Source organism: Streptomyces sp. CC208A, assembly GCF_030010625.1.
In the GTDB taxonomy this organism is placed as follows: Bacteria; Actinomycetota; Actinomycetes; order Streptomycetales; family Streptomycetaceae; genus Streptomyces.
Map to the genome: position 1 here is coordinate 110,365 of NZ_JASCXN010000011.1, position 20,325 is coordinate 130,689.

The window sequence follows — 20,325 nt, forward strand, 5'->3', positions numbered from 1 at the left end:
TCGGTAGTACAAATGGTCGGTGCGTGAAGAACGAGGTGGCCGCGTGGCCGGGAAGCGGGCGGGGGCGGCGCTGATCGCGGCCCTGCTCCTGGCGGGGTGTTCCGCGGGGAGCGACGAGGGCCGGACGACCGGGGGAGGCGGGGCGCGGACGAAGCCGGCCGCGTCGGCCCCAGCGGAGGCGGGCCGTGACGCCGGGTCCGCCACACCGCCACCCCCCGCCGGTGGCGCGCACGCCGCGTACGCCCGGTGGGGCCTCAAGCCCTTCCCCGCCCCGCCCGCCCCGCCGGCCGTGAAGCCGGTGAAGCGGGTCCCCGGCGGCCCGGTGCCGGTCATCAGCGAGATCCCGACCGACGAGAAGATCGTCTTCCTCACGATCGACGACGGCGCCGAGAAGGACCCCGAGTTCGTGCGGATGATGGACGAACTGGGCGTCCCCTTCACCATGTTCCTCACCGACTCGGTGATCAGCGGGAACTACAAGTACTTCGCTCCGTTCGTCGCCCAGGGCCACGGCCTCGCCAACCACACCCTCACCCACCCCGACCTGCGCACCCTCTCCCCGGAGGCCCAGCGCCGCGAGATCTGTGGCCAGCAGGAGAAGCTGAAGAACCGGTACGGCACGACACCCCGCCTCTTCCGCCCGCCCTACGGCCACTGGAACGAGGCCACGCGCACGGCGGCGGGCACGTGCGGGATCGACGCGATCGTGCTGTGGCGCGAGTCCATGCAGATCAAGAACATGCAGTACCAGCGCGGCGACCGGAAGCTGCGCCCCGGCGACATCGTGCTCGCCCACTTCCGGGGCCCCGGCGAGCTCAAGGGCCGCTCGATGACCGAGATGACGGCCACGATGCTGCGCCGGATCCAGGAGCAGGGCTTCACGGTGGCCCGCCTGGAGGACTACGTCTGAGACTCGCCCCTCGCCCGATCAGCCGCTGATTCCGCGGCCCCGTCGACGAGGCGCGCACGCGTCGGCGGTGCCGGTCGGCGAGAGAACTTCGGCGCGGGTGTCGATGCGGCCGGTTCCCGTTCGACGTATGAGTGGAAGGCGGGGAACGGCCCCGCCACCACACCCCGAGGAGTCACCATGCCCCGCTACCTCTCCCTCGTCCGCATCGAGGAGAACAGCATCGACATGGGGTCCGCCGACCCGGGCTTCGAGGAGCGCATGGGCGCGCTGTTCGAGGAGATCACCAAGGCCGGCGTCATGCTGGACACGGCCGGTCTGAAGCCCACCGCCGAGGCCACCCGGATCAGCTGGACGGACGGGAAGCTGTCGTACACCGACGGCCCGTTCACCGAGACCAAGGAGGTCGTCGGCGGCTACGCCATGCTGCAGTGCAAGGACATGGCCGAGGCCGTCGAGTGGGGGAAGCGCTTCCTGGAGGTGCACCCCGAGCACTGGACGGTGGGTCTGGAGGTCCGCGAGGTCGAGGAGATGCCGGGCACCTGAGACCCGGCGCGCAAGCCGGGGCCACGGCGGCTGTCAGTGCTCTGTGCTGTCATGTGAGGCGTGACGGCACAGAGCGTCGAGCGGACGCTGGAGACGGTCTTTCGGCTGGAGTCCGCCCGGATCGTCGCCACCGTGGCGAGGATCGTCCGGGACCTCGGCATCGCCGAGGAGATCGCCCAGGACGTGTTCCTGGCGGCCCTGGAGCAGTGGCCCGGCTCCGGGATCCCCGACCGGCCGGGTGCCTGGCTGACGGCCGCCGCCAAGCATCGCGCCGTCGACCTGGTGCGCCGCCGTGAGACGTACGCCCGCAAGCTCGCCGAGGTCGGCCGGACGCTCCCGGAGGAGTCGTACGACCCGGAGCCCTCCGGCCCCGGCGACATCGACGACGACGTGCTCCGGCTGGTCTTCACCACCTGCCATCCGGTGCTCTCCGCCGAGGCGCGCGCGGCGCTCACCCTGCGGCTCGTCGGCGGGCTGCGGACGGACGAGGTCGCCCGCGCCTTCCTCGTCCCGGAGGCGACCGTCGCGGCCCGGATCACCCGCGCGAAGCGGACGCTCGCGAAGGCGGGCGTGGAGTTCGAGGTGCCGTACGGGCAGGAGCGCGCGGCCCGGCTCGGCTCGGTCCTGGAGGTCGTCTACCTGGTCTTCAACGAGGGGTACGCGGCGACCGCCGGCGACGACCTGCTGCGGCCCGGACTCTGCGAGGACGCGCTGAGGCTCGCCCGCGGCCTGGCCGCGCTCATGCCGGGCGAGAGCGAGGTGCACGGCCTGGCCGCCCTCCTCGAACTCCAGGCATCCCGGACGCCCGCCCGCACCGGGCCCGACGGCCGGCCGGTGCTCCTCGCCGACCAGGACCGGCGCCGCTGGAACCGGCTGCTGATCCGGCGCGGCTTCGACGCCCTGGCCCGCGCCGGGGACGGGCGGGGCTACGGCCCGTACGCGCTGCAGGCCGCCATCGCCGCCTGCCACGCGCGGGCCGTCTCGTACGAGGAGACGGACTGGGCGGTGATCGCCGGGCTCTACGGGCGGCTCGCCGTCCTCGCCCCGTCCCCGGTGGTCGAGCTGAACCGGGCGGTGGCCGTGTCCATGACCGAGGGCCCGGCCGCGGCCCTCGCCCTCGTCGACACCCTGGCCACCGCCCCCGGCCTCGACCGCTACCACCTGCTCCCGAGCGTCCGCGGTGATCTCCTCGCCCGCCTGGGCCGTACGGCGGAGGCGCGCGCGGAGTTCGAGCGCGCGGCGGAGCTCACCCGGAACAAGAGCGAGCGCGCCCTGCTCCTGGCCCGCGCCCGGGACGCTCACCGGCCCGGGACCCTGCCCCCGTAGCCTTCCGGCCCACCCGTTCGGCGAGCGTCCGGAGGAGCCCCCGCGCGGATCCCGGGCCGGGGTGGTCGACCGGGTCGGGCAACGGCGCGTCGAAGGTGGTCAGGCCGAGGGCTTCGGGGGCGGGTCCGCGCCGGTCGTCGAGGACGACGGCGGGCCGGGACACGTGGTGCACGCACTCGTCGTGCGGATCCACGGCGCGGCGGGTCGGTTCGAGTGTGCGGGGATCCAGCCGGCGGACCAGATCGATGCCCCGGCCGCGATCCACCGCCCGTCGGCGCCGGCGACCGCCTGGAGGGGCCGGCCCGGCAGTTCGGGGAACGGCTGGTCGTGGAAGGGGGTCCTGGGCTCGGGCATGCTGCTCCGGCAGGTGGTCGAGGACGACGCGGACGAGGATGCCCGAGGCCTCCGGGCCCGCGTCGGGTGCGAGCGTACGGAAGGACGGCCGGCGGTCCGGCTCACCGCCCCGCCGGCCGGCCGATCAGCATCGTCGGGGCCCCCGCGACCCGGGTGAGCAGTACCGTCGCGGAGTTCGGCCCCTTCGGCTTCACCTTCCGGCGGATCTCCTCCGGTTCGACGGCCGAGCCGCGCTTCTTCACGGTCAGGACGCCGACCTCCCGCTCGCGCAGCAGGGCCTTCAACTTCTTGAGGTTGAAGGGCAGTTCGTCGGTGATCTCGTAGGCGGAGGCGTACGGGGTGGGGGTGAGGGCGTCGGAGGTGACGTAGGCGATCGTCTCGTCGATCAGGCCGCCGTCCAGCTCCTCGGCGACCTCGGCGACCAGATGGGCGCGGATGACGGCGCCGTCGGGCTCGTACAGGTAGCGGCCGACGGGGCGGACCCGCGGGTCGGGGAGGCCCCGGCCGGTGAGGGTCGCGCCGGAGGGCAGCAGGGTGGCGCGGCGCGCGCCCGGGGCCGTACCGAACCAGAGGACCGCCTCCTTCACGTCGCCGCCGTCCGAGATCCACTCGGCCTCGGCCTCCTCGGGCACGGTCTCGTGCGGGACGCCGGGGGCGATCTTCAGGGCCGCGCGCGGGGCCTTGCGGGCCGCCTCGATCGCCCAGGAGAGCGGCGGCGAGTACGCCTCCGGGTCGAAGACTCGGCCCCGGCCGCTCCGCCGCGCCGGGTCGACGAAGACGGCGTCGTGCGGGCTCGTGTCGATCTCCGTGACGTCGGCGCAGCGGACCTCGATCAGGTCCGCGAGGCCGAGCGCGGCGGCGTTGGCGCGGGCGACCTCGGCGGTGAGCGGGTCGCGGTCGACGGCGAGGACGGAGATGCCGGCGCGGGCGAGCGCGAGCGCGTCGCCGCCGATGCCGGAGCAGAGGTCGGCGACGCTCCGGACCCCGAGGGCCTTGAGGCGGGCCGCGCGGTAGGTGCCGACGGCCGCGCGCGTGGACTGCTCGACGCCGTTCGGCGTGAAGTACATCCGGTACGCGTCCTCGGTGCCGAACTTCGCCGCCGCGCGCTGCCGCAGCCGGGCCTGCCCGAGGGCCGCCGACACCAGTTCGGCGGGGTGGTCGCGGCGCAGCCGGGAGGCGACCGCCAGCTCCTGGGCGGGGTCGTAGTCGCGCAGGGCGGCGAGGAGCGTCTGGCCCTCGGGGGCGAGCAGGGCGGTGAAGGCGGCGAGATCGGTCACCGTCTCATTCTCCGTCGTCTTCTCCGTCGTCCCGCGCTGTGGGCCGGGCGGGGGACAGCGGGGCCGGTACGGAGGTGTCGCGGCCGGGCGGGGCGGGCCGCGCTGACAGGATGCGGCGCCATGACCCCCGTACGACAAAAGGACCAGATGATGACAGAAGGTGGTTTGCGGCGTGGTTCGTGGCGCGGTGCGCGCCGTGCCGTGGGGGGCGTGCTCCTCGTCGCCGCGCTCACCTCCACCGCGGCCTGCGCGAGCGAGGCCGGGCCCGGTTCCCCCGGCGCCCCCGCCCCCGCCGCGGGCCAGCAGGCTCCTGCGGAGGTCGCTGCCCGGTCGGCTCAGCAGAAGGAGGCCGCGCGGGCGCGGCAGAAGGCCGAGCTGGCGCAGTGGCGGGCCGCCCGCGCCGCCGCCGCGAAGAAGTGGGGGCTCAAGGCGACCCCCCTGGAGGCGCCCGCCCCGCCGGCGGCCAAGCCGAAGATCACCACCCGGAAGGGCTTCGAGACCGCGGGCAAGGACCTGCCGCCCGTCTTCACCACCGTCCCCACCAAGGAGAAGGTCGTCTTCCTGACGATCGACGACGGCTCCGACAAGGACCCCGCACTCATCCGCATGATGAGCGAGCTCGGGATCCCGTACAGCGCCTTCCTCAGCGACTACGTGATCAGCGACGACTACGGCTACTTCGCGAAGATGCAGAAGTCGCAGCCGCGCGGCGTCACCCTCAACAACCACACCCTGCACCACAAGTACCTGCCCGGACTGTCCTACGCGCGGCAGAAGCAGGAGATCTGCGGGATGCAGGACGTCATCGAGAAGAAGTACGGCAAGCGCCCCGAGCTCTTCCGGCCCCCGTACGGCAACTACAACCAGGACACCCTGCGCGCCGCCAAGTCCTGCGGCGTCAAGGCCGTTCCGCTCTGGGCCGCCGAGGCGTTCCCCGACCGCATGGAGTGGCGCGAGTGGGACCGGGACCTGCACCCCGGCGACATCGTCCTCACCCACTTCCGCGGCGAGGAGGAGTGGAAGGGCAGCATGCCGGACATGATCCGCAGGGTGATGAACGTGATCACGGCGAAGGGCTACGCCGTCGGCAGGCTGGAGGACTACGTATGAGACCTCCGGCGGGACCTCCGCGCCCGGGGCACCTGGGCCCGCTCCTGGCCGTCGCCCTGCTGCTCGGCCTCACCGGCTGCGCCCCGGCCGTGGACCCGCTCGAACGGCTCGGCCGCAAGGCCGTCGAGCGGATCGCCGACGGGCCGTCCGAGCGGCCCGTCCGGGCGGACCGGACCGCCACGGAGTGAGGAATTGGCACTCCGCTTGACCGAGTGCTAATCGCGGTCATAGTCTCGGCTCTGGCACTCCCCACAGGAGAGTGCCAGCGTAGCGACGGGCAGGTCCGGCACCCGCGACGACGGATCCACCTGGTCGCCACCTCAGACAGTTAACCCCGCGAGATCTCCGAAGGGGGAGGTCGGATCGTGACGACCGCCAGCTCCAAGGTTGCCATCAAGCCGCTTGAGGACCGCATCGTGGTCCAGCCGCTCGACGCCGAGCAGACCACGGCCTCCGGCCTGGTCATCCCGGACACCGCGAAGGAGAAGCCCCAGGAGGGCGCCGTCCTCGCCGTGGGCCCGGGCCGCTTCGAGAACGGCGAGCGCCTTCCGCTCGACGTGAAGGTCGGCGACGTCGTGCTCTACAGCAAGTACGGCGGCACCGAGGTCAAGTACAACGGCGACGAGTACCTCGTCCTCTCGGCCCGCGACGTGCTCGCGATCATCGAGAAGTAAGACGACGTACGTGCATTGAACCGCGCCCCTGAGACCCCCTGATTCCACGGGCGTCCAGGGGCGCGGTCTTTTCAGAAACGATTTCCGAGAGGGCTGAATCGCTCCCATGGCGAAGATCCTGAAGTTCGACGAGGACGCCCGTCGCGCCCTTGAGCGCGGCGTCAACAAGCTTGCCGACACGGTGAAGGTGACGATCGGCCCCAAGGGCCGCAACGTCGTCATCGACAAGAAGTTCGGCGCCCCCACCATCACCAACGACGGTGTCACGATCGCCCGCGAGGTCGAGATCGAGGACCCGTACGAGAACCTCGGCGCCCAGCTCGTGAAGGAGGTGGCGACCAAGACCAACGACATCGCGGGTGACGGCACCACCACCGCCACCGTCCTCGCCCAGGCGCTCGTCCGCGAGGGTCTGCGCAACGTCGCCGCCGGCGCCTCCCCGGCCGCCCTGAAGAAGGGCATCGACGCCGCGGTCAAGGCCGTCTCCGACGAGCTGCTCGCCACCGCGCGCCCGATCGACGACAAGTCCGACATCGCCGCCGTCGCCGCGCTCTCCGCGCAGGACCAGCAGGTCGGCGAGCTCATCGCCGAGGCGATGGACAAGGTCGGCAAGGACGGCGTCATCACCGTCGAGGAGTCCAACACCTTCGGTCTGGAGCTCGACTTCACCGAGGGCATGGCCTTCGACAAGGGCTACCTGTCCCCGTACATGGTGACCGACCAGGAGCGCATGGAGGCCGTCCTCGACGACCCGTACATCCTGATCCACCAGGGCAAGATCTCCTCGATCCAGGACCTGCTGCCCCTCCTGGAGAAGGTCATCCAGGCCGGTGGCTCCAAGCCGCTGCTGATCATCGCCGAGGACGTCGAGGGCGAGGCCCTCTCCACCCTCGTCGTCAACAAGATCCGCGGCACCTTCAACGCGGTGGCCGTCAAGGCCCCCGGCTTCGGCGACCGCCGCAAGGCGATGCTCGGCGACATGGCCACCCTCACCGGTGCCACCGTCATCGCCGAGGAGGTCGGCCTCAAGCTCGACCAGGCCGGTCTGGACGTGCTCGGCACCGCCCGCCGCGTGACCGTCACCAAGGACGACACCACCATCGTCGACGGTGGCGGCAACTCCGAGGACGTCGCGGGCCGCGTCGCCCAGATCAAGGCCGAGATCGAGACCACGGACTCCGACTGGGACCGCGAGAAGCTCCAGGAGCGCCTCGCGAAGCTGGCCGGCGGCGTGTGCGTGATCAAGGTCGGCGCCGCCACCGAGGTGGAGCTGAAGGAGAAGAAGCACCGTCTGGAGGACGCCATCTCCGCGACCCGCGCCGCGGTCGAGGAGGGCATCGTCTCCGGTGGTGGCTCCGCGCTCGTCCACGCCGTCAAGGTCCTGGAGGGCAACCTCGACAAGACCGGCGACGAGGCCACCGGTGTCGCCGTCGTCCGCCGCGCCGCCGTCGAGCCGCTGCGCTGGATCGCCGAGAACGCCGGCCTGGAGGGCTACGTCATCACCTCCAAGGTCGCCGAGCTCGACAAGGGCCAGGGCTTCAACGCCGCCACCGGCGAGTACGGCGACCTGGTCAAGGCCGGCGTCATCGACCCGGTGAAGGTCACCCGCTCCGCCCTGGAGAACGCCGCCTCCATCGCCTCCCTGCTCCTCACGACCGAGACCCTGGTCGTCGAGAAGAAGGAAGAGGAGCCGGCGGACGCGGGCCACGGCCACGGTCACGGCCACGCCCACTGATCCACCCGATCCACCTGCTTCACCTGCTTCACTGCCGAGGCCCGGTGCTCCCGTCGCGGGAGCACCGGGCCCCGGTGCGTGTGCGGCTGTCCGCCGGATCATGGCCGGGGCCACGACTTCCGGCCCGGCACCTCGCGGCGTTGCCGCGGTGCCGAAACGCCCAGCAGCTGCTTCCCCGAGCTCTCGACTTCGCCTGAGCGGGAGACCCCACCCGCCGGACGGCCTCAGGCCTCGACGGCGCCGAGCTGGTTCATCAGGCCGAGCAGGTCGTACTGCCACCACCCTTCGACGATCTTCCCGTCGTCCCGGAAGCGGTGGATGACCGTGCCGGTCATCGTCACCTCCATGCCGGTGGGCTGGAGCCCCATGAAGTCCCCGGTGTGGGCGCCCCGCCAGGTGAAGCGGGTGCAGACCCGGTCGCCGTCGGCGAGCTGGTCGTCGATCGTGAAGGCGAAGTCGAAGCCGTTCCGCCACTCCTCTATCTCGCGCCGGAGCGCGTCCATGCCGATGGTGTCCTGCTCGTTCGTCGGGTCGTGGTCGTGGTACCCCTCGGCGATCACCTCGTCGAGGAGCGCCAGCTCCGGCTCCTCCGCCATCAGCTCGAAGAACCGCCGGGCGTTCGCCTTGTACAGCGCCTCGTCCCGGACCACGTCCAGATCGGTGAAGGTCGGCATCTCGTCGCAGAGGGCGACCATCTCCCGGAAGATCCGGTCGGTCTCCGGCAGCTGCGAGTTGCGCATGGCCACGTCGTACGAGGGGAACTCGACGATCTCCACGACGTGCGAGGCGTCGGACCGGTCCTTGCCGACGATGCTGTGGGTCGCGGTGCGTTTTCCCCGGGTCTGCTCGACCCACCGGTCCATGAGCCGGTTGAGCTCCTCGACCCGGCTCGTCCTGCAATCGATGATCTGCACGAAGGTCATGGCCGCCTCCGACCGGGCGAAGCCGCGGATGGACCCTTCCAGTCTAGGCCGAGACGAGACGGTGCCGCCGGTCGGACCAGGCGGCCGAGGCGACGGGCGCGCCGATCACGCACGCGGCCCGGCCCGCGGCCGTCGGCGGGCGGGGGACGCGTACTCAACTCCCCTGAGGACGGGGAGTACGGGCCGGGGTACGGGCGTACGGGCTTACTGGGGCCCGTACTTGCGGCCCGCCTTCGACGACAGCCCGCCGAGCAGCGCGCGCGGCGCCAGCTTCACCACGCCCATCAGCGCCTTGTAGCGCGGGTCCGGGATCGACAGCGACCTGCCGCGCGCCAGGTCGGCGAGGGCCGCCGCCACCAGCTTGTCCGCGTCCAGCCACATCCAGCCGGGGATGTTGTCCGTGCCCATCCCGGCCCGCTCGTGGAACTCGGTGCGCACGAAGCCGGGGCAGAGCGCCATCAGGCGCACCCCGCTGCCCGCCAGGTCCCGGGCCGCGCCCTGGGTGAACTGCACGACCCACGCCTTCGAGGCCCCGTAGGTGCCGCGCGGCACGAAGGCCGCCACCGAGGCCACGTTCACCACGCCGCCCCGGCCGCGCTCCTTCATCGCGGCGGCCGCGGCCGAGGTCAGCCGGAGCACCGCCTCGCAGTGCACCGTCAGCATCCGCAGCTCGTCGGCCATGGGCACGTCGAGGAAGCGGCCCTTGTTGCCGAAGCCCGCGTTGTTCACCAGCAGGTCGACCGGGCGGCGCGGATCCGAGAGCCGGGCCTCGACCGCGGCGATCCCCTCCTCGTCGGAGAGGTCCGCGGCGAGGACCTCGGCCTCCACGCCGTGCCGGTCGTGCAGCTCGGTGGCCTGTTCCCGAAGGCGCGTCAGGTCCCGTGCCACGAGGACGACGTCGTGCCCGTCGGCCGCGAGGCGGCGAGCGAAGGCGGCGCCGATGCCGGCGGTGGCTCCCGTGATCAGTGCAGTGGTCATACCGGAACCGTAGTGCCCGCCCGGATGGCGTACGGCTCGGCGTACGGCTCCTCTGTCAGGTGCCGTGCTCCGCCGCGCACTTCCTCGTGTACGGCTCCGGTCTCAGGCCCCGTCCTTGTTCCCGTCCTTGTCCGCGTGCAGCTCCGCGTGGCGGCGGGCGAGGGCGAGGAGGCCGGACTCCATCCACTCCGCGGCCACCAGCGTCTCCGGCAGGAGCTCGCGCTCGGTGGTCGCCGCCCGGTGCAGGAAGGAGACGGTGATGCCGTGGTCGGGGCGGTGCACGACCGTGACCGGGTCGCCGGCCCGCACCTCGCCCGGCTCGATCACCCGCAGCAGCGCGCCAGGACCGGCCTGCGCCTGGGTGAACCGCCGTACCCAGCCCTGGGCGGGGTGGCCCTGCTCCTCCAGGTGGCCCTGGAAGGTGCGGCAGGGGATCCGGCCGCCGGTGACCTCCAGGACCACGTCCTCGCCGATCCGCCACCGCTCGCCGATCAGCGCCCCGTTCACGTCCAGGCCGCTCGTCGTCAGGTTCTCCCCGAAGGAGCCGTTCGCCAGTTCCCGGCCCAGCTCCTTCTCCCACAGGTCCAGGTCCTCGCGGGCGAAGGCGTACACGGCCCGGTCGGCACCGCCGTGGAAGCGCAGGTCGCACACGTCGTCCCCGGCGACCCCGCTCGCCCCGACCCCGTTGGCGCCGGGGGACTCGATCCGTACGGGCCCGTCGACGGGGCGCTTGTCGATGCCGGTCATCCCCGAGGCGGAGTCGGTGTAGTCCGCCTTCTTCGCCCGGCCCGCGTTCACGCTCAGCAAAGTCATGGAGGCAGCCTAGGCGGGCCGGATGCCCCCCCACCTCAAAGATTCGATCGAACATTCGCGCCTGCCCCCAAGAGTCGCTTATGCTCGCCTCGTGATCGAGGCACGTCATCTCCGCGTCCTGCGCGCCGTCGCCGCCACCGGCTCCTTCTCCGCCGCCGCGCGCGAACTCGGCTGCACCCAGCCCGCCGTCAGCCAGCAGATGAAGGCCCTGGAGTCCTCGGCCGGCACCCCGCTGCTGATCCGGACAGGCCGCGAGATGCGCCTCACCCAGGCCGGTGAGGTCCTGGTCCGGCACGCCGCCGGCATCCTCGCGGGGCTCACCGCCGCCGAGGAGGAGGTCGCCGCCATCGCCGGCCTGCGGGCCGGCCGCGTCCGGCTCGTCTCCTTCCCCAGCGGCAGCTCCACCCTCGTCCCCACCGCGCTCGCCGCCCTGCGCGCCGCCCACCCCGGCACCCGCGTCTCCCTCGTCGAGGCCGAACCGCCGCGCTCCGTCGAGATGCTCCGCGAGGGCGACTGCGACATCGCCCTCGCCTTCCGGTACGGATCGGGCCAGGCCGCCTCCGAGTGGGACGACCTGGTGGTCCGCCCGCTCCTCACCGACCGGCTCGTGGGCCTGGTGCCCGAGGGGCACCCGCTCGCCGGCGCCGGCTCGGTGGGCATCGCCGAACTGGCCGGGGACTCCTGGATCGCGGGCTGCCCGCGCTGCCGCCGTCAGCTCGTCGACGTCTGCGAGGAGGCCGGCTTCGCCCCGCGCATCGACTTCGCCACCGACGACTACCCGGCCGTGGTGGGCCTGGTCGGCGCGGGCCTGGGCGTGGCCGTCCTGCCGGAGCTCGCCATCGAGTCCGTACGGCCCAAGGGAGCGCGGACCGTGGCCGTCGAACCCGCCGTGGAGCGGGAGATCGTGGCGCTGACCCTGCCGGACCTGGCGAACGTCCCGGCCGTCGCGGCCACCCTCGACGAGCTGACCCGGGCCGCCACGCGCGCGTAGGCGGGGCCCGGCGCCACGCGCGCGTGCGCGGCGCGTACGTCTCTCTGGGGTCAGGTCCTGGGATCAGGTCCGGGGAAACGTTCCTTCAGGCGCGCCCCATGACCGGCCGGCCGGCCGCCGAGGCCGTGGCCGCCGGTGTCGCCGCGATCAGGCGGTTGCGCGCGCGTCCCATGAGTTCTTCGCGTTCGTCCTCGGTGAGGCCGCCCCATACGCCGTAGGGCTCTCGCACGGCCAGTGCGTGTGCCGCGCACTCCGCGCGGACCGGGCACCGCATGCAGACCTCTTTCGCCGAGTTCTCACGCGCACTCCGTGCCGCGCCGCGCTCTCCCTCGGGGTGGAAGAACAGGGAGCTGTCGACCCCGCGGCAGGCCGCGAGGAGTTGCCAGTCCCACAGATCGGCGTTGGGTCCGGGAAGGCGGGAGAAATCTGCCATTGCGCTAGTCCCCTTGAAACCGTGTCGAACGGGTGGGTGGGTGTGCGGGTGGTGGCTGTCGGTCCGGGGCTCCTCGGTCCCCGGTGGGTCCGGACGTGCTCCCACTACTGTCTACTGTCGAAGTAGATGTAAATATGACTCATTGCGAATCTAGCCACAGACACCGCGAAAAGGGAAGAAAACCCGCTAAATGGGGCATAGCTTCTGGTGATGGACGTACGACCCCCGACGCTCTTCTCCGCGCACGACCCCTCACAAGGAGTGCCGAAGGTCCCGTCCGACCCGTAACTCTTTCGAGTGACCATCGTTGAGAGTGCGAGGCGGTTGAATGAACAAGCGATCGGGCAGGTGTCCGGGAGCGTCAACCGCACAGGTGACGATACGTACCAGCCCTGGAGGCTCAAGGTGACGCGCAACAGCTGCGAGAGCCGCGGAGGTCAGTCATGACGTCCGTCCTCGTCTGCGACGACTCCCCGCTTGCCCGAGAGGCGCTTCGCCGCGCGGTCGCGACCGTGCCCGGCGTCGAGCGCGTGACCACCGCGGCCAACGGCGAGGAAGTCCTCCGCCGCTGGGGCGCGGACCGCTCGGACCTCATCCTGATGGACGTGCGCATGCCCGGCCTCGGTGGTGTGGAAACCGTACGCCGGCTGCTCTCCGCCGACCCCGGCGCCCGGATCATCATGCTCACGGTCGCCGAGGACCTCGACGGCGTCGCGCTCGCGGTCGCCGCGGGTGCCCGTGGCTATCTGCACAAGGACGCCTCGCGCGCCGAACTGCGGGCCACCGTCACCCAGGCGCTCGCCGACCCGACCTGGCGGCTCGCCCCCCGCCGGCTCCGTTCGGCCGAGATGGGCGCCGCGCCCACCCTCACCGCCCGCGAGATCCAGGTCCTCGAAGGCATGAGCCACGGCCGGTCCAACGCGGAGATCGGGCGCGAGCTCTTCCTCTCCGAGGACACGGTCAAGACCCACGCCCGACGCCTCTTCAAGAAGCTCGGCGCCTCCGACCGGGCGCACGCCGTCGCGCTCGGATTCCGCTGGGGCCTGGTCCGCTGAACCGCCGGCCACCGGCCGCCTCCCCGTCCGCACCCCCGTCCGCCGAGGGGCGGACGGGGCGGGCCTGTGTCACTTCCCCGGCCGATGCCGCATCCTTGAGGTGTGGAGTTCCTCGGGGACGAGTCGATCGAGCGGAAGGGGAGGGCGCCAGAGATGAATCCCGGCGCACCTGCTCATAACGCTTCGGTGCACAACTACGGACGCGGTGTCACGGACGAGCGGGCCTCAAGGCACCATGGAGCGATGCGCGACGACGAGACCATGGGTTCCCCCATGCCTGCCGGGCAGGGGGAGATCGGTGCGCTCGTCCACCGCGCCGTCGACGGGGACGCGCAGGCCACCCACGACCTGCTCGCGCGCGTCCACCCGCTCGCGCTGCGCTACTGCCGCACCCGGCTCAGCCGGCTGCCCGGCGACGCCCGCCACTTCGTCGAGGACCTCGCGCAGGAGGTCTGCGTCGCCGTCCTCATGGCCCTGCCCCGCTACAAGGACACCGGCCGCCCCTTCGAGGCCTTCGTCTTCGCCATCGCCGGCCACAAGGTCGCCGACCTCCAGCGGGCCGCCATGCGCCACCCCGGCTCCACCGCCGTGCCCTCCGACGAGATGCCCGAGCGGCCCGACGACTCCCTCGGCCCCGAGGAGCGGGCCCTCCTCAGCGACGACGCCGAATGGGCCAAGAAGCTCCTCGCCAACCTCCCGGAGAACCAGCGCGAACTCCTCGTGCTACGGGTGGCCGTCGGACTGACCGCCGAGGAGACCGGCCAGATGCTCGGCATGTCCCCGGGCGCCGTCCGCGTCGCCCAGCACCGCGCCCTCAGCCGGCTGCGGGCCCTCGCCGAGCAGTAAGTGTCGAAGGGGCTGAGCGTCCCTCACGTACCTGTGGAAACGTCCAAAGATTCCCGCTGATCTTGATCGTGGAATGAGACACCGCTCGGGCCCGTTAGCATGGACATCCCGCACCGATCAAGGCCATTTGGGAAGGTGTCATGACTGCCAACGTCGACGGAGTGCCCGAGAAATTCGCGACACTCGGGCTGACCTACGACGACGTGCTGCTGCTGCCGGGAGCCTCCGAAGTGCTCCCCAACGCGGTCGACACCTCGTCCCGCATCTCCCGCAACGTCCGGGTCAACATCCCGCTGCTCTCCGCGGCCATGGACAAGGTGACCGAGTCCCGCATGGCGATCGCCATGGCCCGCCTCGGCGGCGTCGGCGTGCTGCACCGGAACCTCTCCATCGAGGACCAGGTCAACCAGGTCGACCTGGTCAAGCGCTCCGAGTCCGGCATGGTCACCGACCCGATCACCGTGCACCCGGAGGCCACGCTCGCCGAGGCCGACGCCCTGTGCGCCAAGTTCCGCATCAGCGGTGTCCCGGTCACCGACCCGGCCGGCAAGCTGCTCGGCATCGTGACCAACCGCGACATGGCCTTCGAGTCCGACCGCGGCCGTCAGGTCCGCGAGGTCATGACGCCGATGCCGCTGGTCACCGGCAAGGTCGGCATCTCCGGCGTCGACGCCATGGAGCTGCTGCGCCGCCACAAGATCGAGAAGCTTCCCCTCGTCGACGACGCGGGCGTGCTCAAGGGCCTCATCACGGTCAAGGACTTCGTCAAGGCCGAGAAGTACCCGAACGCCGCGAAGGACGCCGAGGGCCGCCTGCTCGTCGGCGCCGCCGTGGGCGCCAGTCCGGAGTCCCTGGAGCGGGCCCAGGCGCTCGCCGCGGCCGGTGTCGACTTCCTGGTCGTCGACACCTCCCACGGCCACAACAGCAACGCCCTGAGCTGGATGGCGAAGATCAAGTCGAGCGTGAACGTCGACGTGATCGGCGGCAACGTCGCCACCCGTGACGGAGCGCAGGCGATGATCGACGCCGGTGTCGACGGCATCAAGGTCGGCGTCGGCCCCGGCTCCATCTGCACCACCCGCGTGGTCGCCGGCATCGGCGTCCCGCAGGTCAGCGCCATCTACGAGGCGTCCCTCGCGGCCCGCCCCGCCGGCATCCCGCTGATCGGCGACGGCGGCCTGCAGTACTCCGGCGACATCGGCAAGGCGCTCGCCGCCGGCGCCGACACCGTGATGCTCGGCAGCCTCCTCGCGGGCTGCGAGGAGTCGCCCGGCGAGCTGCTCTTCATCAACGGCAAGCAGTTCAAGTCGTACCGCGGCATGGGCTCGCTCGGCGCCATGCAGTCCCGCGGCCAGGGCCGGTCCTACTCGAAGGACCGTTACTTCCAGGCCGACGTCGCCTCCGACGACAAGCTCGTGCCCGAGGGCATCGAGGGCCAGGTGCCCTACCGCGGCCCGCTGGCCAACGTGCTCCACCAGCTCGTCGGCGGCCTGCGCCAGACCATGGGCTACGTGGGCGCCGCCACCATCGAGGAGATGGAGTCCAAGGGCCGCTTCGTCCGGATCACCGCGGCGGGCCTCAAGGAGAGCCACCCGCACGACATCCAGATGACGGTCGAGGCGCCGAACTACAGCAGGAAGTAACCCGGCGCGACGGGAAGGGGCGGTTCCGGCATGTGGCCGGAGCCGCCCCTCACGCGTGTGTCGGGGATACTGGTAGGCGCAGACGTAGAGGGAAAGGCCACACATCGTGACTGAGATCGAGATCGGGCGCGGCAAGCGCGGCCGCAGGGCGTACGCGTTCGACGACATCGCCGTCGTACCGAGCCGGCGCACCCGGGACCCGAAGGAGGTCTCGATCGCCTGGCAGATCGACGCCTACCGCTTCGAGCTGCCCTTCCTGGCCGCCCCGATGGACTCGGTCGTCTCCCCGCAGACCGCCATCCGCATCGGCGAGCTGGGCGGCCTGGGCGTCCTGAACCTGGAGGGTCTCTGGACCCGGTACGAGGACCCGCAGCCGCTGCTCGACGAGATCGCCGAGCTCGACGAGGCCACCGCCACCCGCCGTCTGCAGGAGATCTACGCCGCCCCGATCAAGGAGGAGCTGATCGGGCAGCGCATCAAGGAGGTGCGCGACTCCGGAGTCGTCACCGCCGCCGCGCTCTCCCCGCAGCGCACCGCCCAGTTCTCCAAGGCCGTCGTCGACGCGGGTGTGGACATCTTCGTCATCCGCGGCACCACGGTCTCCGCCGAGCACGTCTCCGGCGCCGCCGAGCCGCTCAACCTGAAGCAGTTCATCTACGAGCTGGACGTCCCGGTCATCGTCGGCGGCTGCGCCACGTACACCGCCGCCCTGCACCTGATGCGGACCGGCGCCGCGGGCGTCCTGGTCGGCTTCGGCGGCGGCGCCGCGCACACCACCCGCAACGTGCTCGGCATCCAGGTCCCGATGGCGACCGCCGTCGCCGACGTGGCCGCGGCCCGCCGCGACTACATGGACGAGTCCGGCGGCCGGTACGTGCACGTCATCGCCGACGGCGGCGTCGGCTGGTCCGGCGACCTCCCGAAGGCGATCGCCTGCGGCGCCGACGCGGTCATGATGGGCTCCCCGCTGGCCCGCGCCACGGACGCCCCCGGCAAGGGCCACCACTGGGGCATGGAGGCCGTCCACGAGGACGTGCCGCGCGGCAAGCTGGTCGACCTGGGCATCGTCGGCACCACCGAGGAGATCCTCACCGGCCCGTCGCACACCCCGGACGGCTCGATGAACTTCTTCGGCGCCCTGCGCCGCGCGATGGCCACCACCGGCTACAGCGAGCTCAAGGAGTTCCAGCGCGTCGAGGTCACCGTCGCGGACTCCCAGCACCACCGCTGACGCTCCTCGTACGTATGTGAGAGGGCCCCGCACCGACCGGTGCGGGGCCCTCTCCCGTCAGGAACGGCCTCACAGCCGGTGTGCCGCGCCCGCCGGGGTCGCGCCGCGGGTGTCGAGGAGGAGCTGGGCCTTCACGGACAGGCCCTGGAGGTCGTACGTGCGGTGGTGCTGGAGCAGGATCGTCAGGTCGGCGTGGGCGGCGGCCTCGTAGAGGGAGTCCGCGCGGGGGACGGGGAGGTCCCGCACCCGCCAGTCGAGGACGTACGGGTCGTGGAAGCCGACCGTCGCGCCGAGGTCCATGAGGCGGTCGGCGATCTCGTCGGCGGGGGAGCCCTCGCGGTCGGCGAGGTCGGGCTTGTACGTGATGCCGAGCAGCAGGATCCTGGCGCCGCGGGCGGACTTGCCGTGCTCGTTGAGGAGGGCGGCGGCGCGCTGGACGACGTACCGCGGCATCCGCTGGTTGACCTGGCCGGCGAGTTCGACGAGGCGGAGCGGGTGGTGGGTGCCCAGGCGCTCGAAGGGGACGCCGTGGCCGCCGACGCCGGGGCCCGGGCGGAAGGCCTGGAAGCCGAAGGGCTTGGTCTCGGCGCAGCGGATGACGTCCCAGAGGTCGACGCCGAGTTCGTGGCAGAGCACCGCCATCTCGTTGACGAGGGCGATGTTGACGTGCCGGAAGTTGGTCTCCAGGAGCTTGACCGTCTCGGCCTCGCGGGGGCCACGCGCGCGTACCACCTTGTCGGTGAAGCGGCTGTAGAAGGCGGCGGCGGACTCGGTGCACGCGGGCGTGAGGCCGCCGATGACCTTGGGGGTGCCGGCGAGACCGGTGGGGCGGCCGCCGAGGTCGGTGCGGCCGGAGTCGGTACGGCCGGGGTCGAGGCGGCCGGGGGAGTACGCGAGGTGGAAGTCGCGGCCGGCCCGCAGGCCGGAGCCGGTCTCCAGGAGTTCCCGGAGCGGGCCCTCGGTGGTGCCAGGCGGGACGGGCGACTCCAGGACCACCGTGGTGTGCGGGCGCAGCCGGACGGCCAGCGCGCGAGCGGCGGCGGTGACGGCGGTGAGGTCGAGGGCGCCGTCGGGTCCGAGGGGGGTGGGAGCGCAGAGGACGGCGGTGCGGACCCGGCCGAGCTCGACCGGGCTGGTGGTGGCCCGGAAACCGCCGGAGAGCATGCGGCGGAGCTCGGAGGCGGTGAGCGAACCGTCGACCGGGGGGCGCCCAGCGGCGAGTTCGGCGACCGGGCGGGGGTCGGTGTCGAAGCCGACGGTGGCGATGCCCGCGGCGGTCGCGGCCTGGGCGAGGGGGAGTCCGTGGTGGCCGAGGCCGATGACGGCGAGGTCTGCGGGCATGGGGGTGGGCCGTCCTTCCCGGTAGCCGTTGCCTGTTGCGTGCGCAACATATACGCACTGTCAGACTAGGAGTAAATATGACCGATATGCGGCATTGCATGATCGAAGGTCGCCGAGTGTTATCCACAGGTCCGGCCGGGGGCGGTGGCCGAAGCCGCCGGACCGGTCCAGAATCGGGACTGTGAGCCGGGCCACACCGAGGTCCGGCTCCCTGCCGGGCAGGCGCAGGGACGGACACGGGACGGACGACGGGAGGCGACGGCCGTGAGGACAGCGACACTGGGACCCGCCGAGCGCGCCGAGGCGCTCACGGCCATGGCCGACCGCGAGCTGGACGTGCTCGTCGTCGGCGGCGGGGTGGTCGGCGCCGGCACCGCCCTCGACGCGGCCACGCGAGGGCTCTCCACCGGCATCGTCGAGGCCCGTGACTGGGCCTCCGGCACCTCCAGCCGCTCCAGCAAGCTCATCCACGGCGGGCTGCGCTACCTGGAGATGCTCGACTTCGCCCTTGTACGGGAAGCGCTCAAGGAGCGCGGGCTCCTCCTCGAACGGCTCGCACCCCACCTGGTGAAACCGGTGCCGTTCCTCTACCCCCTCCGGCACAAGGGCTGGGAGCGGTTCTACGCGGGCTCCGGCGTCGCCCTGTACGACGCCATGTCCGTCTCCTCGGGCCACGGCCGAGGCCTGCCCGTCCACCGCCACCTCAGCCGCAAGGGCGCCCTCCGCGTCGCCCCCTGCCTGCGCAGGGACGCCCTCACCGGCGCCCTCCAGTACTACGACGCCCAGATGGACGACGCCCGCTTCGTCGTCACCCTCGTCCGCACCGCCGCCTCCTACGGTGCCCTGGCCGCCAGCCGGGCCCGCGTCACCGGCTTCCTCCGCGAGGGCGAGCGGGTCGTCGGCGCCCGCGTCCAGGACGTCGAGACCGGCGGCGAGTACGTGATCCGGGCCAGGCAGATCGTCAACGCCACCGGGGTGTGGACCGACGACACCCAGGCCCTCATCGGCGAGCGCGGCCAGTTCCACGTCCGCGCCTCCAAGGGCATCCACCTCGTCGTCCCCAAGGACCGGATCCACTCCACCACCGGCCTCATCCTGCGCACCGAGAAGTCCGTCCTCTTCGTCATCCCCTGGGGACGCCACTGGATCGTCGGCACCACCGACACCGACTGGGACCTCGACAAGGCCCACCCCGCCGCCTCCAGCGCCGACATCGACTACCTCCTCGCACACGTCAACACGGTGCTCGCCACCCCGCTCTCCCGCGACGACGTCCAGGGCGTCTACGCGGGCCTGCGCCCGCTGCTCGCGGGCGAGTCCGACGCCACCAGCAAGCTCTCCCGCGAGCACACCGTCGCCCACCCGGTGCCCGGCCTGGTCGTCGTCGCCGGCGGCAAGTACACGACCTACCGGGTGATGGCGAAGGACGCCGTCGACGAGGCCGTGCACGGCCTCGGCCCTGGGGTATCCCCTGCACGAAGTGCTTGGGGAGGGGTCGCCCCCTGCGTCACCGAGGACACCCCGCTGATCGGTGCCGAGGGCTACCGCGCGCTGTGGAACGCGCGGGCGAGGATCGCCGCCCGCACAGGCCTCCACACCGTCCGCGTGGAACACCTGCTCGACCGGTACGGCTCCCTGGCCGAGGAACTCCTCGCGCTCGTCGCCGAGGACCCCTCGCTCGGCGAACCGCTCGCCGCGGCCGACGACTACCTGCGCGCCGAGATCGTCTACGCCGCATCCCACGAGGGCGCCCGCCACCTGGACGACGTCCTCACCCGTCGCACCCGCGTCTCCATCGAGACCTTCGACCGCGGCACCCGCAGCGCGCGCGAGTGCGCCGAGCTGATGGCACCGGTCCTCGGCTGGGACGAGCGCCAGATCGAGAAGGAGGTCGCGCACTACGAGAAGCGGGTCGAGGCGGAGCGCGAGTCGCAGCGGCAGCCCGACGACCTGACGGCGGACGCCGCCCGGCTCGGCGCGCCCGACATCGTCCCGCTCTGACGGGGCTTCGCCTGACGGGGACCGCTTACTGACGGGACTCCGCCTGACGGTGTGTCCGGGGCGGGAGGGAACCCGGGGACGGCGGTGGCGCGTCGTCATACCGGAGTACGGACCCGGGGGCGCCGCCCGCCGCGAGGTGAG

20 protein-coding genes are annotated in these 20,325 nt (G+C 72.1%); 13 read left to right on the top strand and 7 right to left on the bottom strand.

The features are described from left to right. The first annotated feature begins 43 nt into the window (after positions 1 to 43). The 3 genes from QK442_RS14850 (at position 44) to QK442_RS14860 (ending at position 2,779) form a co-directional block, all read left to right on the top strand. Complete coding sequence (locus QK442_RS14850; protein WP_282694390.1) at positions 44 to 910, top strand: polysaccharide deacetylase family protein; 867 nt, start codon at positions 44 to 46, stop codon at positions 908 to 910. Between the two features lie 177 nt (positions 911 to 1,087). After that, positions 1,088 to 1,453: a YciI family protein gene (locus QK442_RS14855; protein ID WP_282694391.1), complete on the top strand. Its 366-nt coding sequence runs from the start codon at positions 1,088 to 1,090 to the stop codon at positions 1,451 to 1,453. Positions 1,454 to 1,513: 60 nt separating this feature from the next. Continuing rightward, positions 1,514 to 2,779, top strand: coding sequence for an RNA polymerase sigma factor (locus tag QK442_RS14860; protein ID WP_282694392.1), 1,266 nt, complete (start codon positions 1,514 to 1,516; stop codon positions 2,777 to 2,779). 99 nt (positions 2,780 to 2,878) lie between these two features. On the opposite strand, the gene QK442_RS14865 is transcribed toward QK442_RS14860, so the two are convergent. Then, positions 2,879 to 3,133 (bottom strand): hypothetical protein, encoded by a 255-nt coding sequence (locus QK442_RS14865; protein ID WP_282694393.1) that lies wholly within the window; start codon positions 3,131 to 3,133, stop codon positions 2,879 to 2,881. Between the two features lie 101 nt (positions 3,134 to 3,234). After that, positions 3,235 to 4,410 (bottom strand): class I SAM-dependent methyltransferase, encoded by a 1,176-nt coding sequence (locus QK442_RS14870; RefSeq protein ID WP_282694394.1) that lies wholly within the window; start codon positions 4,408 to 4,410, stop codon positions 3,235 to 3,237. A 150-nt stretch (positions 4,411 to 4,560) separates the two neighbouring features. Here QK442_RS14870 and QK442_RS14875 point away from each other — a divergent pair, with 150 nt between their 5' ends. From QK442_RS14875 to groL, 4 genes are all read left to right on the top strand, one after another. Continuing rightward, positions 4,561 to 5,520 carry a polysaccharide deacetylase family protein gene (locus QK442_RS14875; RefSeq protein WP_282694395.1) on the top strand — a complete coding sequence of 320 codons (960 nt, stop codon included), beginning with the start codon at positions 4,561 to 4,563 and terminating at the stop codon, positions 5,518 to 5,520. Continuing rightward, positions 5,517 to 5,708: a hypothetical protein gene (locus QK442_RS14880; protein WP_282694396.1), complete on the top strand. Its 192-nt coding sequence runs from the start codon at positions 5,517 to 5,519 to the stop codon at positions 5,706 to 5,708. The genes QK442_RS14875 and QK442_RS14880 overlap by 4 nt, the downstream gene beginning before the upstream one ends. 177 nt (positions 5,709 to 5,885) lie before the next feature. Beyond that, a complete protein-coding gene (gene groES / locus QK442_RS14885; RefSeq protein WP_004955293.1) occupies positions 5,886 to 6,194 on the top strand; it encodes a co-chaperone GroES in 309 nt (102 codons plus the stop codon). A gap of 106 nt (positions 6,195 to 6,300) precedes the next feature. Next, on the top strand, positions 6,301 to 7,929 hold the full coding sequence (gene groL, locus QK442_RS14890) for a chaperonin GroEL (protein WP_282694397.1): 1,629 nt from the start codon (positions 6,301 to 6,303) through the stop codon (positions 7,927 to 7,929). Positions 7,930 to 8,153: 224 nt separating this feature from the next. Here groL and QK442_RS14895 read toward each other — a convergent pair whose 3' ends face one another. The 3 genes from QK442_RS14895 to QK442_RS14905 all read right to left on the bottom strand — a co-directional run bounded on the left by QK442_RS14895 (position 8,154) and on the right by QK442_RS14905 (position 10,643). After that, on the bottom strand, positions 8,154 to 8,852 hold the full coding sequence (locus tag QK442_RS14895; protein ID WP_282694398.1) for an ester cyclase: 699 nt from the start codon (positions 8,850 to 8,852) through the stop codon (positions 8,154 to 8,156). 204 nt (positions 8,853 to 9,056) lie between these two features. After that, the gene (locus tag QK442_RS14900; protein ID WP_282694399.1) at positions 9,057 to 9,830 is read right to left on the bottom strand and encodes an SDR family oxidoreductase; all 774 of its coding nucleotides are present in this window, start codon (positions 9,828 to 9,830) and stop codon (positions 9,057 to 9,059) included. 102 nt (positions 9,831 to 9,932) lie between these two features. Next, complete coding sequence (locus QK442_RS14905; protein WP_282694400.1) at positions 9,933 to 10,643, bottom strand: MOSC domain-containing protein; 711 nt, start codon at positions 10,641 to 10,643, stop codon at positions 9,933 to 9,935. Between the two features lie 91 nt (positions 10,644 to 10,734). On the opposite strand from QK442_RS14905, the gene QK442_RS14910 reads away from it, so the two are divergent. After that, positions 10,735 to 11,634 carry a LysR family transcriptional regulator gene (locus QK442_RS14910; protein ID WP_282694401.1) on the top strand — a complete coding sequence of 300 codons (900 nt, stop codon included), beginning with the start codon at positions 10,735 to 10,737 and terminating at the stop codon, positions 11,632 to 11,634. 85 nt (positions 11,635 to 11,719) lie between these two features. On the opposite strand, the gene QK442_RS14915 is transcribed toward QK442_RS14910, so the two are convergent. Beyond that, positions 11,720 to 12,067, bottom strand: coding sequence for a WhiB family transcriptional regulator (locus tag QK442_RS14915; protein ID WP_282694402.1), 348 nt, complete (start codon positions 12,065 to 12,067; stop codon positions 11,720 to 11,722). Between the two features lie 443 nt (positions 12,068 to 12,510). Here QK442_RS14915 and QK442_RS14920 point away from each other — a divergent pair, with 443 nt between their 5' ends. The 4 genes from QK442_RS14920 (at position 12,511) to QK442_RS14935 (ending at position 16,842) form a co-directional block, all read left to right on the top strand. After that, the gene (locus tag QK442_RS14920; protein ID WP_003948568.1) at positions 12,511 to 13,122 is read left to right on the top strand and encodes a response regulator transcription factor; all 612 of its coding nucleotides are present in this window, start codon (positions 12,511 to 12,513) and stop codon (positions 13,120 to 13,122) included. Positions 13,123 to 13,365: 243 nt separating this feature from the next. After that, the gene (locus QK442_RS14925) at positions 13,366 to 13,968 is read left to right on the top strand and encodes a sigma-70 family RNA polymerase sigma factor (RefSeq protein WP_282694403.1); all 603 of its coding nucleotides are present in this window, start codon (positions 13,366 to 13,368) and stop codon (positions 13,966 to 13,968) included. Positions 13,969 to 14,108: 140 nt separating this feature from the next. Further along, entirely contained in the window at positions 14,109 to 15,611 is a 1,503-nt protein-coding gene (guaB, locus tag QK442_RS14930) for an IMP dehydrogenase (protein ID WP_282694404.1), read from the top strand. Between the two features lie 106 nt (positions 15,612 to 15,717). Continuing rightward, positions 15,718 to 16,842 (top strand): GuaB3 family IMP dehydrogenase-related protein, encoded by a 1,125-nt coding sequence (locus QK442_RS14935; RefSeq protein ID WP_282694405.1) that lies wholly within the window; start codon positions 15,718 to 15,720, stop codon positions 16,840 to 16,842. Between the two features lie 69 nt (positions 16,843 to 16,911). Here the strand turns inward: QK442_RS14935 and QK442_RS14940 are convergent, their stop codons facing one another. Next, positions 16,912 to 18,183 carry a nucleotide sugar dehydrogenase gene (locus QK442_RS14940; RefSeq protein ID WP_282694406.1) on the bottom strand — a complete coding sequence of 424 codons (1,272 nt, stop codon included), beginning with the start codon at positions 18,181 to 18,183 and terminating at the stop codon, positions 16,912 to 16,914. A gap of 264 nt (positions 18,184 to 18,447) precedes the next feature. On the opposite strand from QK442_RS14940, the gene QK442_RS14945 reads away from it, so the two are divergent. Further along, positions 18,448 to 20,184 (top strand): glycerol-3-phosphate dehydrogenase/oxidase, encoded by a 1,737-nt coding sequence (locus QK442_RS14945; RefSeq protein ID WP_282694407.1) that lies wholly within the window; start codon positions 18,448 to 18,450, stop codon positions 20,182 to 20,184. The last annotated feature ends 141 nt before the right edge of the window (positions 20,185 to 20,325 follow it).